Below are 13,827 nucleotides of genomic sequence, written 5' to 3' on the forward strand. Positions count from 1 at the left end.
AGGATGTTTTGTTATATTTAAAGGTATGACAACAATTAAAGAGGTTTCAAAATTAGCTGGTTTAAGTCCTACAACCGTTTCTAACGTTATTCATGGACGCACAACCAAAGTTTCTAAGGAAAATATTAAAAAAGTCACAAAAATTCTTAAAGATACGAAATATGTTCCAAATATGGGAGGGAGACTACTTGCACGTCATGGCTCACGTTTGATTGGCGTCGTCATGTTTTACGAGCATCGTAAAGAACTCAATGTTACCAAGGATCCATTCCACGGTGAGTTAATTGGAGCATTAGAAACACAGATCCGACAGATGGGCTATTTTATGATTTTATATACGACTAAAAATTATGAAGAGTGTATTAAAGTATCAGAATCATGGAATATCGAAGGGTTAATTATTTTAGGAAGTTCTCCTTCAGATACAAGAAACATTTTAAAGAATACTAGAGTACCAACTGTTTTTATTGATACTTATCTCGAAGAAGAGTGTGAAAAGTTTTATAATGTAGGGTTAGATGATTTTGACGGTGGAAGGCAAGTAGGGGACTATCTCTTTTCAACTGGACATAAAAAGATTGCTTTTCTTGCTGATTCCAAAAATCCTGTAGGAGTGGATTTGGAACGTTTAAAAGGATTAAAAAAATCTTATGAAGATAACGGTTTTGTTTTTAAAAGTGAATATTATTTTTTTCTAAGTTATTTGGAAAAAGAAAGGCATCAACAGCTTTCTGAAATAATTGATAATAAAATATTAAAAAACTTTGATGCTTTGTTTTTTGCTTCAGATTTTTATGCAGTTGATAGTATGAATTTTTTACAAGATAGAGAATTTAAAATTCCCCTTGACCTTTCGGTTGTTGGTTTTGACAATAATCTTTTATCAAAAGAATCAAGGCCAAGACTAACGACAGTACAACAAGATGTTTCAAAAAAAGGAGAACTATCTGTTAAATTGCTTAAGTGTTTAATCTCTAATCGTCTTGTTAAAGAAAAGATTATTACTTTACCCGCGAAATTGATAGAAAGAAAGTCAGTAATAAAAAGGAAATGAGCAATTGCTCATTTTTTGTTACTTTAATGTAACGCTAATGTAACATGTTTTAATTGACAACGCTTGCAGAATGTTGTAAAATGGTTTTGTCAGATAGGTGTTACGTAACACCAAATAAAAAGGAGACATTATTATGAGAACAATTTCAAAAGTAATTCTAGGCAGTGCATCAGTGGTTGCTGCAATAAGCTTAGCAGCATGTTCATCAAATCAATCAGCTTCTGGGAAACAAACAATTGAAGTTTTTTCGACAAAAACAGAAAATGCCAGTACTTTAAAAAAATTAGCTTCAGATTTTCATAAAGAAAATCCCAATATCACAGTTAATATTACTGCACCAGCCGATGGAGGAACTGTTTTAAAAACACGCTTGACGAAAAATAATATTCCTGATGTAATTTCTGGTGGTGGAGATGCGACGTTTTTAGAACTTGCAAAAGCTGGTGTTCTTGAAGACCTCTCTGATCAAGGTTTTGTAAAGAATCTTCAAGAACCATATCTCAAAGCGGTAACTTCTATGTATGGTGGATCAAAAATTTATGGTGTTCCTTATGCCACCAATGCCTCAGGAATTGTTTATAATAAAGATATTTTTGCAAAATATAATATTGAGGCACCAAAAACTTGGGATGAATTTACTAAAGCTATTGGTACTTTGAAGTCAAATGGAGTCACACCACTTGAACTTGGATTCCAAGGAACAGATGATTGGACAACGATGTGTATTTGGAACTCTGTTGCGCCGAGCATACAACCTTCTAACTTTTCAACAGAAGTAAAACAAAATAAAACCACTTTTACAAAGGATATGAAACCAGTTGCGCAAAAATTTCTTGATGTGATTGATTTTGGCCAAAATAATTTTATGGGAAAAAATTATAATAATACTTTATCAGATTTTGCATCAGGAAAATCTGCAATGATCATCAATGGAAGTTGGACTGTTCCAGTTATTCGACAGACGAATGCAAAAATAAATTTTGGACTCATACCTTTCCCAACAACTAATGATGTAAGTAAAAATAAACTTTCTTCAGGTGTTGACGTGCTTTTTGCAGTAGGTAAAAATTCAAGTCATAAATCAGCGGATAAAAAATTTGTAAGTTTCATGATGAAAAAAGAAAATGCTACGAAATATATCAATGAACAAGTGGCTTTCTCCGCAGTAAAAGGAGTTGAACAAACTGATCCTGCGATGATTTCAGTTAAAGATTATATCGCTAAAGGAGATGTAACAGATTATCCAGATCACCTTTACCCGGCAGGTTTCCAGATGGCAGGACTTTTGTCACAACTTTCATTGAACAAAACAAAAGGAATGAGCGATTCGTCAAATATTAGCCAATTTCTAAAAACAGCAGATCAACAATATAAAACAGCAAACACTTCTAAGTAAGGATAGCTCATGAAAAAAAATAAAACAAAAAAGATTCCACTGACAGCATATCTCATGGTGTTGCCGATGGCTGCTCTATTTTTCCTATTTCATACCACTCCATTTTTGCAAGGAATCTTTTATAGTTTCACAAATTGGCAAGGGTTTGGGGAATGGAGTTTTGTTGGTTTAAATAATTATGCCCACTTGTTTACTGATCCAAGTATTATTGATGCTTATGTTTTTACTTTCAAATTTGCTATTGCTGCGACAATTTTAGTAAATATTTTAAGTCTTCTTTTAGCACTTGGGTTAAATGCGAAAATTAAATTTAAAAGTTTTTTAAAAGCGACATATTTTTTACCTTATATGCTTTCTACATTAATTATTGGGTTATATTTAACTTTATTTTTAGTAATATTATCCCATCAATAGGAAGTCATATTGGAATTAAGGCACTATCTATTAGTATTTTAGGTACAGAGCATGCTTGGATTGGAATTTTAATTGTTACAGTTTGGCAATCACTTGCATTTAATACTTTAATTTATCTTTCTGGACTTCAAACAATTGATAATGGAATCTATGAAGCTGCCGATATTGATGGAGCTTCTGGGTGGATGCGTTTTTGGAAACTAACTTTTCCTTTGTTAGCCCCATTTTTCACAATTAATATGGTACTGTCTGTTAAAAACTTTTTGATGGTATTTGATCAAATTATGGCAATGACAGGTGGTGGTCCTGGAAATGCTACAACATCAATTTCCGTTTTGATTTATTCAAAAGGTTTTAATGGAGGACAATTTGCAATCCAATCTGCTAACTCAGTGGTTTTGTTCTTAATTGTTGTTATCATTAGTCTTTTCCAACTCAGAGTGTTAGAAAGAAGGGAGAGTAATTTATGAAAAAAATAAAAACTAATTGGGGAACAACTCTCACACTATTGGTGATTGCAGTAGTTTGTATTTTAGGTCCACTCTATATTGCTTTTGTTATTTCTGTTAAATCTCCTGATCAAATGGTAAATGTTCTTGCTTTCCCAAAAACTTTTCATTTTGATAACTTTACTAAAGCAATTCAAATGACAAATTATTGGAAAAATTTTGCGAATACTCTCTTTATTACTATCGTTAACCTGATTTTTACAGTATTGACGAATTCAATGGCAGCCTATGCGATTTCACGGAATCGGCATCGGAGTAAATTATTTAATGGTTTATACTATTACTTTATTAGTGCGCTATTTATTCCTTTTAATGTATTGATGCTTCCGCTGGTAAAACAAGCTAGTACGTTTCATTTAGACAACATTTTGGGAATTACCTTTTTATACATAATTTTTGGATTACCAATGAATACTTTTCTTTATACTGGATTTGTTAAAAAAATTCCAGTGGCTTTAGATGAGGCAGCTACAATTGACGGGGCAACACCATGGCAAGTTTTCCGATATGTTATTTTCCCAATGATGAAACCAATGCATGCGACAGTAGCAATACTAAGCTTTATGTGGACATGGAATGATTTCTTGATGCCTTTAATCTTGCTTTCAGATCCTAATCAGCAAACGCTTCAGCTTTCTCAATATGTCTTTCAAGGCCAATTCTCAACGCAATATAACTTGGCATTTGCCTCGTACATGATGGTCATCCTTCCAGTTCTAATCCTCTATGTGATTTTCCAACGATTTATCATTTCGGGTGTGACTGAAGGTGCAATCAAATAAAATGACTTACTGTCAATCATGTAAATTGACAGTAATTTTTAGAAATGGAATAATAAAATGGAAAAAAGTTGGTGGAAAAAAACTGTTGTTTATCAAATCTACCCTAGATCTTTTATGGATGCTAACGATGATGGTGTCGGAGACTTACAAGGCATCATTTCTAAACTTGATTATTTAAAAACATTAGGAATTGGAGCAATATGGCTTAGTCCTGTGTACCAATCTCCAATGGATGATAATGGGTATGATATTAGTGATTATCGTGCTATTTCAAGCGAATTTGGCACGATGGAAGATATGGATGAGCTAATCAATCAGGCCAAAAAAAGAGAGATCAAAATCGTAATGGATTTGGTTGTTAATCATACTTCTGACGAACATCAGTGGTTTATTGAGGCCAAAAAATCAAAAGATAATAAGTATAGAGATTACTATGTATGGCGGGACGAGCCAAATCATCTTCAATCAACTTTTTCAGGGTCGGCTTGGGAGTTGGATGAAAAAAGTAAACAATACTATTTGCATTTATTTAGTAAACGACAACCAGATTTGAATTGGGATAATCCAAAAGTACATGAAGAGATTTATGATATGATGAACTTTTGGATTGATAAAGGTATTGGTGGTTTTAGAATGGATGTCATAGATTTGATTGGTAAAGAAGTTGATAAAGAAATCACAGGAAATGGGCCTAAATTACATGATTATCTAAAGGAGATGAATCGCGCTACATTTGGAGGAAGAAATCTGTTAACCGTCGGTGAAACTTGGGGAGCAACACCAGAAATTGCAGAACTTTATTCAGATCCTAGTCATGATGAATTGTCAATGGTTTTTCAATTTGAACATATTACATCTAATTGGCCTAATGAGAAATGGGATGCTGAATCTATATCCATTCCAAAAATTAAACAGATCCTAGCTAAATGGCAGGGACTAAAACACGGATGGAATTCACTTTTTTTAAACAATCACGATCTTCCACGTTTAGTTTCAAATTTTGGGAATGATTCTAAATACCGAATTGAATCTGCCAAGGCCTTTGCAATTGTTCTTCATTTAATGAAAGGGACGCCATACATCTATCAGGGAGAAGAAATAGGGATGACAAATTTTCCTTTTAAAGATATAAATCAAGTTAAAGATATCGAATCATTAAATATGAGAAAAGAACGTCTTAAAAACGGAATTTCAGAGGAGGAAATTTTAAATAGTATTAAGAAAGTTGGAAGAGATAATGCACGGACTCCCATGCAGTGGACAAATCAAAATAACGCTGGTTTCACTTCAGCTGAACCGTGGATTGCTGTTAATCCCAATTATACTGAAATCAATGTCGCTTCTGAAATAAATCATGAGAATTCAATTTTTAAAACTTATCAAAAACTTATATCATTAAGAAAGAATAATGATTGGATTGTATATGGGGACTTTGAACTGCTTAGTAGTGCTTCAAATGTGTTTTCCTACATAAGAACTTATGAAAACGAGAGGTATTTGGTCGTTGCGAATTTATCAAACGAAAAAGAGCAATTTTCTCTACCCTATGAGATAAAATCCAGTGTTATTGGTCAAATTCCATCAACTTTAAAAAACATTGTACTTGCGCCATGGCAGGCCTTTTCAGTGCAAATATAATAACTTATTAAGGAATAAACCAAAAAAATGACGAGTGGGTTAAGAATCCGATTTTGAATTCTTAACCCACTCGTCATTTTTGAATCATAAATTTTTTAAAGCATTTTTTTGTTCTTCACTGACAATATGTGTATAGAGATCTGTCACTTGTGTTGAAGCATGTCCGAGCTGATGGCTGACAAGAACTTGAGAATTTGTTTCAGCGTAAAGTCGAGTCGCTAGAGTGTGACGAAGTTTGTGAGGGGTCACTCTAATTTTAAATCCTTGAGAATATTTAGCTACCAATTTTTCAATAGAAGAAGCGTCAATGCGAGAAGAAGTTCCTTTGTACAGGGTTAAGAATAAAGCCAACTCTTTTTTTTCTGGGGCATAACGCGTCTTACGAATTTCAAGGTACTCACTCAAATAACATTTTGCAAAGTCAGCGATATTAACAGCATCTCTTTTTCCTCCTTTGCGTGTCACCTCGACAATCATCGTATTCAAATGTAAGTCACGTACATCAATATTAACCGCTTCAGATAAACGAATTCCAGAAGCTAAAATCAACGCAATGATGGCTAAATCACGTGTCTTATTTTTTTTAAAACTTGATAATGCTCGATTGGATAAGGATTTTTCATATTTTTCATCAATGTAATCAAGAAATCCTTGGGTTTCATCCCCCAAAAAAAGCTTTCCTTTAATATTTTCAGCACGAGCAGCGAGTGTTTCGTGCTTTTTTTTAGTTTGAACTTTTTTCATGACATTACGATAAAAATAAGGTTCGCCCTCAGCGTCCTCAACCTCCTCGGTCAGATATTTGTAAAGACTTGAAAGAGCAGCTATCGTTCGATTGATCGTCGTTTGACTCACACCATATTGTGTGGAGTAAGTATTTAAACGAGGACGTTCACGTAAAAAGAGAATGAAGGATTCTAAATCTTTTTTACTGAGATTTTCAAGACAAGAAAGTGAAATCTCGGAAATGTGTTGTGCGTCAGATACATTAGAATCGATGAGCCAACTAAAAAAGCGTTCAAATTCTTTTAAGTATTCGTAGAGTGTGGTTAAGCTATATGGAACTGCCAACTTAGATTGATAGTATTCTAAGACGAAATTTGGCATCATAGTTTTTAGTTTTTCAATATTTTGGATTAATTGTGCACGTTTCATGCTTATGATTATATCAGAAGTGCTCAACATTTGTCAAGAAAATTACAGTTTTTCGGAAAGATGTTGGTCTTTTTTCTAAAGCATAATGCATGCAATCCCTGAATACATACTATTTAAACAAAGAATAATCATTAAAATATGTTTCCAAATACGTCAGCAAAAAAAGATTCGAACATCGAACCTTTCTCACTTGACTTTTCCTGCATAATTATTTATAATTATACCAATGAGTCGAATGAGAAAGGTCAGATTTTCTTATTCGCGGGTGCGCAAAATTACGTTTTTGCGCACTTTTTTATTTGTCCCAATTATACCAAAAATGTTTCCGAAAATCAAGTATCGATTTCGCTTTTTTACTTTTTTAAGGATTTAAAGGTGCTTTGTCACAAAACTTGACAACTTCCTGCGTAACTTGAAATTTTCCACGAGCGTTTTCTTTTTTCCAATAAATAAAACCTTCTTTTGAGTTGGTTACTCCAACGATTCGTACTTTGGCTTGTCCCTGAGAGGTATTTACGATCGCTTCGTCGCCCCTTTTAAGCCGAATAGCTTTGAGATGTTCTGGGACAATCCAGTAACGTCTTTTTTTGTCTATGCCATCGACATGGACCGCTTTGATGATTTTCAATGGCCATTCTCCTTTTGTTGATTTTTACTAAACAAATCTATTATAACAAAATAAAAAACCTTTTTACTTATTGAAAATGAAAAATCAAGGAAATTATAGCTTGTTCAATGCATCTTTTAACTCTGTATTTGTGATATGCGTGTATAAATCGGTGGCTTGTGTTGAGGAGTGTCCAAGTTGATGACTAACCACAAGCTGTGAACTGGTTACTTGATAGAGCCTAGTAGCTAATGTGTGTCTCAGCATGTGTGGCGTAACTCGAATTTTGAAAGCTGCAGAATATTTGTTGACAATTTTGCTGATTGTCGCATTTGAAATGCGTGCGGATTTTTTAGCATACCAAGCAAGAAATAAAGGCTCCACATCTTCAGGTGTCGGGTAGCGCGATTTTCTAATAGATAAATAATTTTCTAAATAAGGTTTTGCAAATGGAGCAATCGAAACACTATCAAATAATCCCTCTTTTCGCCAAACTCGCATCGTTAAATTTTCGATATTAAAATTATCCATATCAACGCTGTCCAGTTCTGAAATTCTTAATCCACTAGCCAAGAACAAAGATAAAATTGCTAAATCTCGTTCCTTATTTTTATTGAAACTTACTTCTTGTCTTTTGGAAAGGGACTTGTGATAATCTTCTTTAACAAATTTGAGAAAATCATTGGTTTCCGTTCCTAGAAAAAGTCTATCCTCTAAATGTGCAGCTCGGTAAGCGAGTGTTTTCTCTTTTTTCTTCAAGTTAACTCGACTCATCACATTGCGTTCAATATAAGAATTACCATTCTCATCTTCGGATTCATCTGCCAGATAACGATAGAGTCCTTTTAGTGAAGCCAGCGCTCTTTGAAGCGTACTCTGGTGGTCATTGTTAGGATTTTTAGTGAATAGCTCCTCCCTAAACCGCATGAGAAAGGCTTCAATATCCTTTTTAGGAAGCTTTTCCAAATCAGATAATGTGATTTCTTCAATCTTTCGTGCTTTGATGAGACGGTTGTCTATTAGCCATTGGAAAAAGCGACGATATTCAAGTAAATAACGATAGAGTGTTGATAGACTATAAGCACTTGCTCGCTTTGAACGGTAATAGTCTTTCACATAAAAGGGCATTTCTTTTATAAGTTCATTAAGTTTTGAGTTGTAATTTTCCATGTTAAGCCTTTCTTAAAATTCTAATCTTATTTTAAGAAATAATCTGTATTTTGTCAAAAAGGATATTCATGTATAAATTATTTTACTGATAGCAACATATATAGCAATATAAATACAACTATATGTACTACTACATCTACTACTATAAAATAATAATAGACCTACTGCTAGATATAGTAGTAATTTGAGATATAAGAAAATATCAAAAAAAAGCCTGTGATTTCCGATAAATATTAGAATTGCAAGTTTTTTATGATAGAATAAAAGAGTAGTAAGTGAAAAGACGGTAGCCTAGAATCTAGTGAGGTAATGCTTATGGGAATGGTTCTGTGAGTATGCCCTCACGTGAAAGAAAGGCGAAAAATTTGTCAGTTTATCAAGCACTTTCACTCATGATTGCTTTTGCAATGTTGGTGTTAGTACTGAATGATAAAAACAATAAAAAATGGCCGTCAACTTTTAGCGAAACCGACGACTATTCTTTAAGTATAAAGTTTGGCTACCGTTCTTGTTTATCTTCATCTCGTTCAAGCAATTCTTTGAATTTTTCTCCCTTTTCAAAATAAAAGGCAAATTGCAAGTTGAAGTTAGCCACCCCTAACCATCTGAGTCGGAGACTTGTAATTAAATAATTTTCGTGGATAGTTGTTCATCCACTTTTCAATACGAGCGACCGCTCTAACGGTCGTTTTTATTGTGCCCTTAGGTAAAAATCTGCGAATCACAACATTAGTTTTTTTCAATTTATTTAGCTCATTCAAACTAACATCTTCTACTTTTTTAGCAGATGAGAGATATCCTTTAAAGACCATCCACTCAAAAAAATTTTGAAAATCGCAAAGATAAGCGTCTATAGTACAAATACTGTACGGATAAGATAATCTTGAAATGCAATATTCTCTGACGTAATAAGGCATTTTCTTCATTTTTCTGTTGATTCTGTTTCTAATTGTAATTCTATTCATACCCTTAATTATAACAAGTGCATGATAAATATGATAGAAATAGTCGCCAAAATTTTTAAATTATGAGTTATGACTTCTTCTGCTTTTCTACAAATTTTCTATCAACTTCTTGATTAACAGTTGTCAATACCTCTTGTGTGACTTGTAGTTGACCACCAGCCCATCTTACAATTCCATCTTTAGAATTTATAACTTTGGTAATTCGAATGCGAGAGAATTGTTCATTTGCCATTACGACAGCTTCATCGCCAGTTTTTATTTTTGGAATTTACCGATTATCCAAGTCAATGTTCGGTAAAAATTTTCCGATTCGAAATTTCAGAGCGAAAGGAGCGAGTGAAATCGCAGATATAGGATACAATGCAACTAAGAAAGTCTGGTTTTACGGTCTAAAATTTCATGCGATCGTAAGTCATTTATTGTGCGTAGCCGTGTTCAAAGTGGTCGGCTTTTAATGTTTCAATTGATTTTTTAAGACTTACTTTCTTATCTTTTGATAGATCACCATGCTTAACTCCCCTGTTAAATCAGAAATATCTTTTGGATTAATTTTCTCATAATCAAAGAGAATGTTTTCACGAATCATGGCCGTTCCTTTGTCGTCTGTTGAATAATCGATTTTTGTGGATATGCCACGAATCCCGTGTATTTTTTGGTTCTGTTGCAAAGTTTTTCGATAAATCTATTTTAGTGTAAAATTAAGTAAAAAGATAGCGAGGCAGTTATAAAGGTTCCTAAGCTAGATGCCTTCTAGCTCCTGATGAATGACCTCCAGAGAGTCCTTGGCTTCTTTAAGACGTGCGCTCACATAATGGTCAATTTCAGGCGTGAGTTTACTAGGACGGACACTGTTTACCCTCAAAGCTTCGTAATTTTCTTGAGCCCTTTGGGCAGAGTATTTTACCTTCAGCTTGAGCTGGATTATCCCTCGCTTGATTTCGTTATCAATCGTTCCATGAACCTTATTTAATAAACGGTCAATTGCTTGGTGACTTGTTGTGCCAACGCTCAATATTCAGCCTGTCTTGATAAGTCAGCTGTTCGCCTTTGGTAGGGGTTGTGTTAGAATAGTCTTGCATCTGAATTTCCTTTTTATACTATTTGATCGAACTTCTAGTATAAGAGATTCAGGTGTTTTTTGCTGGGATCAGGGTGGCTAACTTCATTTTAAAATTTGCAATATAAAAAATGTCAATTTAATATTGAAAAATGAAAGCGCTTATGATATGATTAGCTTAAGCCAAACTTAAGTATAAGGAGAAAAAATGAACAAAACGAAGAAGTTAATCACCGGTGGGTTAGTGCTTTTAGTGCTTTTAGCGTTAGGGGGAGGGTTAAGGCAATCGTCCTATTCGGGAGGCAAAATCAGTACACCGGATTCGACAGTGACGGACTTAGATTCGTCCTCAGAATCTAGGGGAAAGAAGATAACTCAAAAGAGTTTAGACACAGGGAAGCCAAAAGTTGTGACAGAAGTGAAACCAGCTGCACAAAAAGAAATTTCTGCTAGTGTTTCCAAGTCCTTAGGGAAATTTAATGAGAAAGCGATAAAAAATGACTTTTATATCCAAGGGAAGAAAGGGTATGAAAAAGTAAGTATTGAAAAGCTAGAAACCATCGAAACAAAACAAGCAATATCAGGAATAAGTTTAGTTCGAGATGTCTCGGATGGTAAAATGAAATATTTAATTACATTTAAGGAATAAGATAGGGGAACAAATGATTCATAAAAAATTGATAGTCAAGGTTGGCATGACCATGGGAATACTTTTATTATTATTTTCCACCATTGCACCGAGCGTAGCTGCCTATACAACGAGTAAAGATATTGTTACTAAAGATGATGTTTCTGTTGAAATTAAACAAATTAAAGAACTGAATAATGCTTTTTTAAATGTTTATGTTGATGATTCTACTGATGTATTACCTCAAACACTTACAACTCTCCTTTCCAAGGACTCTGTTGGAGGTTACGGAAACTATACAGTAATGGATAGTCCAAGGGATGTGAAACGATATGTCTATCCTGGTGCAACCGATGCACAACTTCGTGGTGCTACGATAACACCAGAACAAGCTGTAGCTTGGCTACACCACGTTGGATATACTGCCACACTCATTAATCGCCCACTAACTACCAATGAAATTAAAGAAAAATTAGATGCCTCTATACCGATTATCCCTATCCTTTCAAGTTCGAACACCACTGACTGGTTAGGTGGGGCATACGCAGGATTGCTCTATGCGCACGATGATGTAGCAGTTGCGAAAAATCCAAAGCTGAATAAATCTTTCATCGAAGCTATCAATCTTGGTGATGGGATGATCCAAGATGGACAGGAAAACCAACCTTTTAGCTTTAATAACTCGAAAAGCGATGAACAAAACACCCAAAATTCAGGCAAATATCAATGGAAACAAACCATTACGGATATTAAGAAAGATCCATCGATGATAAATGCCCAAACCATTGATAGTAATAGGGTGGGTGGAATTTTTCAATCAAAGAAGACAATATCAGGGCAATATTCTTCAGTTGAATTTACAGATTCCTCCATTATTAAGGCTACACAATCTCATGATGTGCCAACTATTTCTTATGGCACATACATGCAAAATAAAGCTTGGATGCCCGCTGTAACTTCTGGTTGGACAGGTGTCCCTGGTGGAACCCTGCGGATGGAAGCTTTCAAAGCAAATGTTACACACCTGCCTGAAGGAATCACAGGTGGGATTAGTTATAGTGCTCATGTTCAAAATATTGGATGGCAGGCAGCTGTATCTGATGGAGCAATGGCTGGTACAACAGGTCAAAGTTTACGAATAGAGGCAATTAAAATTAATTTAACTGGCAAACTTGCTCAACAATATGACATTTACTATTCTGGTTATATTGAAGGAACGGGCTACACGGATTACGTTAAAAATGGTGAAATACTAGGAAAAACTGGTACTTCTAAAATGTTAAACGGAGTAAACATTTTACTTAGAAAAAAAACACCTAGTCCTTCTCAAGAAGTCAAGGAATCCGCTGTTAAACTTATTAATCTTTATGAGGATGGGAATCACCAAAAAACAATTTCTGATTTAGAATCGTTCGCTAAGATTAGTTCAAGCGATGCTGTTAGTGCGCAACAAATTATGGATTGGTACCATTTTCTTGGTTTTGAATTTGATACCAATCAAGGCCGATTTTCTAAGGATAAAGCTATGGCTCTGAATGATACGGGGCGGATTTATTTGACACTTTTAAAAGCAAGTAAAGAGAGTACGGGATTAAAAAATTATGGGCTCATTGGTACGGGTTACATGAATAATTCAGCTGGTTATCAGCCAAACATGGTTACTTTTTCAGACCAAGATGTTGTACCTTATGCTAGATGGGTTCCGACTGCTAAAGAAAAAATAAATGTAGACCTCTTGTTCGAACGACAGAAGAATTATAGTTATGATACATTTTCAACAATTGATCTTTATGGGAATGCGGTTGATGATTTTCAAGAGGAAGTTACTCTCTACAACATCAGAGCAAAAAAAATAGATGATAAGGTTGTTTTTCCTTCTACAGGGACGGGGACAAATCCTTCTGTTACGGATGTGAAATCAAATGCAAATTTTAAAACAATCTCTAGTTTTTCAGTCAGAGAAGTACAAGGTCAAGAACCCTGGTGTGCTGAATACGATGCTGCTGCAATCATCAATAGTTTAAATAAGATCTCTAATGAATCAACCAATAATGTGGTCACCGCAAAAGATTTGATGGCTTCTTATTTACCAGGTAAAACCGAAGAACAATTAAAAAAGATGGGCGGTCAGGATATTAAGAGTAGTCTTACCGTTCTTAAGAACAAATATCAGGTTGCCGCTGATGTGATTGACAGAAAGCTAACATTTGGAGAAGTAAAACAACAAATTGATAATGGTCAACCTATTGAAATGGATGTGTTTGATAAGGATAATGATGCACCACGTGGGACGGAGAACAATTCGGGGCATGCAATATTAATTGTTGGCTATGTGATTCCTAAAGATGGCGATATTAGTACGCATGCACCTTACTATGAGATTTGGAATCCGTGGTGGGGGAAAACATTTTATGTTTCTTCTAGTGCTTCAATCATTAACTTATGCGGAACG

General features: G+C 34.5%; 13 protein-coding genes and 3 pseudogenes. 9 read left to right on the plus strand and 7 right to left on the minus strand.

All coding sequences use genetic code 11. The annotated features are described in order from the left end of the window. Positions 1-25: 25 nt before the first annotated feature. From GHI93_RS10030 to GHI93_RS10050, 5 genes and pseudogenes are all read left to right on the plus strand, one after another. The gene (locus GHI93_RS10030) at positions 26-1,054 is read left to right on the plus strand and encodes a LacI family DNA-binding transcriptional regulator (RefSeq protein WP_211368889.1); all 1,029 of its coding nucleotides are present in this window, start codon (positions 26-28) and stop codon (positions 1,052-1,054) included. Between the two features lie 133 nt (positions 1,055-1,187). After that, positions 1,188-2,450, plus strand: coding sequence for an ABC transporter substrate-binding protein (locus GHI93_RS10035; RefSeq protein WP_153496926.1), 1,263 nt, complete (start codon positions 1,188-1,190; stop codon positions 2,448-2,450). A 9-nt stretch (positions 2,451-2,459) separates the two neighbouring features. Then, a pseudogene (locus GHI93_RS10040) lies at positions 2,460-3,334 on the plus strand (carbohydrate ABC transporter permease). Further along, on the plus strand, positions 3,331-4,155 hold the full coding sequence (locus GHI93_RS10045) for a carbohydrate ABC transporter permease (protein ID WP_153496927.1): 825 nt from the start codon (positions 3,331-3,333) through the stop codon (positions 4,153-4,155). The pseudogene GHI93_RS10040 and the gene GHI93_RS10045 overlap by 4 nt, the downstream one beginning before the upstream one ends. 57 nt (positions 4,156-4,212) lie before the next feature. Further along, positions 4,213-5,793 carry a glycoside hydrolase family 13 protein gene (locus GHI93_RS10050; RefSeq protein WP_153496928.1) on the plus strand — a complete coding sequence of 527 codons (1,581 nt, stop codon included), beginning with the start codon at positions 4,213-4,215 and terminating at the stop codon, positions 5,791-5,793. Positions 5,794-5,877: 84 nt separating this feature from the next. Here the strand turns inward: GHI93_RS10050 and xerS (GHI93_RS10055) are convergent, their stop codons facing one another. From xerS (GHI93_RS10055) to xerS (GHI93_RS10065), 3 genes are all read right to left on the minus strand, one after another. After that, complete coding sequence (gene xerS, locus GHI93_RS10055) at positions 5,878-6,948, minus strand: tyrosine recombinase XerS (RefSeq protein WP_153496929.1); 1,071 nt, start codon at positions 6,946-6,948, stop codon at positions 5,878-5,880. Between the two features lie 361 nt (positions 6,949-7,309). Then, positions 7,310-7,576, minus strand: a complete 267-nt coding sequence (locus GHI93_RS10060) for a hypothetical protein (protein WP_153496930.1) — start codon at positions 7,574-7,576, stop codon at positions 7,310-7,312. Between the two features lie 93 nt (positions 7,577-7,669). Further along, entirely contained in the window at positions 7,670-8,725 is a 1,056-nt protein-coding gene (gene xerS, locus GHI93_RS10065) for a tyrosine recombinase XerS (protein WP_153496931.1), read from the minus strand. 335 nt (positions 8,726-9,060) lie between these two features. On the opposite strand from xerS (GHI93_RS10065), the gene GHI93_RS13100 reads away from it, so the two are divergent. Continuing rightward, positions 9,061-9,291: a putative holin-like toxin gene (locus GHI93_RS13100; RefSeq protein ID WP_281347492.1), complete on the plus strand. Its 231-nt coding sequence runs from the start codon at positions 9,061-9,063 to the stop codon at positions 9,289-9,291. Between the two features lie 21 nt (positions 9,292-9,312). Here the strand turns inward: GHI93_RS13100 and GHI93_RS13295 are convergent. Together GHI93_RS13295 and GHI93_RS10075 are read right to left on the minus strand one after the other, a co-directional pair. After that, positions 9,313-9,456: pseudogene (locus GHI93_RS13295) on the minus strand (IS30 family transposase); the annotation flags it as partial. Positions 9,457-9,757: 301 nt separating this feature from the next. Further along, complete coding sequence (locus GHI93_RS10075; protein ID WP_153496933.1) at positions 9,758-9,922, minus strand: hypothetical protein; 165 nt, start codon at positions 9,920-9,922, stop codon at positions 9,758-9,760. 73 nt (positions 9,923-9,995) lie between these two features. Here GHI93_RS10075 and GHI93_RS13110 point away from each other — a divergent pair. Beyond that, a pseudogene (locus tag GHI93_RS13110) lies at positions 9,996-10,103 on the plus strand (IS982-like element ISLgar3 family transposase); the annotation flags it as partial. 65 nt (positions 10,104-10,168) lie between these two features. On the opposite strand, the gene GHI93_RS10085 reads toward GHI93_RS13110, so the two are convergent. Beyond that, complete coding sequence (locus tag GHI93_RS10085; RefSeq protein ID WP_153496935.1) at positions 10,169-10,357, minus strand: DUF1307 domain-containing protein; 189 nt, start codon at positions 10,355-10,357, stop codon at positions 10,169-10,171. A 72-nt stretch (positions 10,358-10,429) separates the two neighbouring features. Next, the gene (locus GHI93_RS10090; protein ID WP_246177080.1) at positions 10,430-10,702 is read right to left on the minus strand and encodes a hypothetical protein; all 273 of its coding nucleotides are present in this window, start codon (positions 10,700-10,702) and stop codon (positions 10,430-10,432) included. Between the two features lie 253 nt (positions 10,703-10,955). Here GHI93_RS10090 and GHI93_RS10095 point away from each other — a divergent pair, with 253 nt between their 5' ends. Further along, on the plus strand, positions 10,956-11,396 hold the full coding sequence (locus GHI93_RS10095) for a hypothetical protein (protein ID WP_153496936.1): 441 nt from the start codon (positions 10,956-10,958) through the stop codon (positions 11,394-11,396). 46 nt (positions 11,397-11,442) lie between these two features. Continuing rightward, positions 11,443-13,827, plus strand: a 2,385-nt coding sequence (locus GHI93_RS10100) for a C47 family peptidase (RefSeq protein WP_170272435.1), incomplete at its 3' end; no start/stop codon positions are given.

Origin of the sequence: Lactococcus hircilactis (genome assembly GCF_009601015.1) — a bacterium.
GTDB lineage: Bacteria > Bacillota > Bacilli > Lactobacillales > Streptococcaceae > Lactococcus > Lactococcus hircilactis.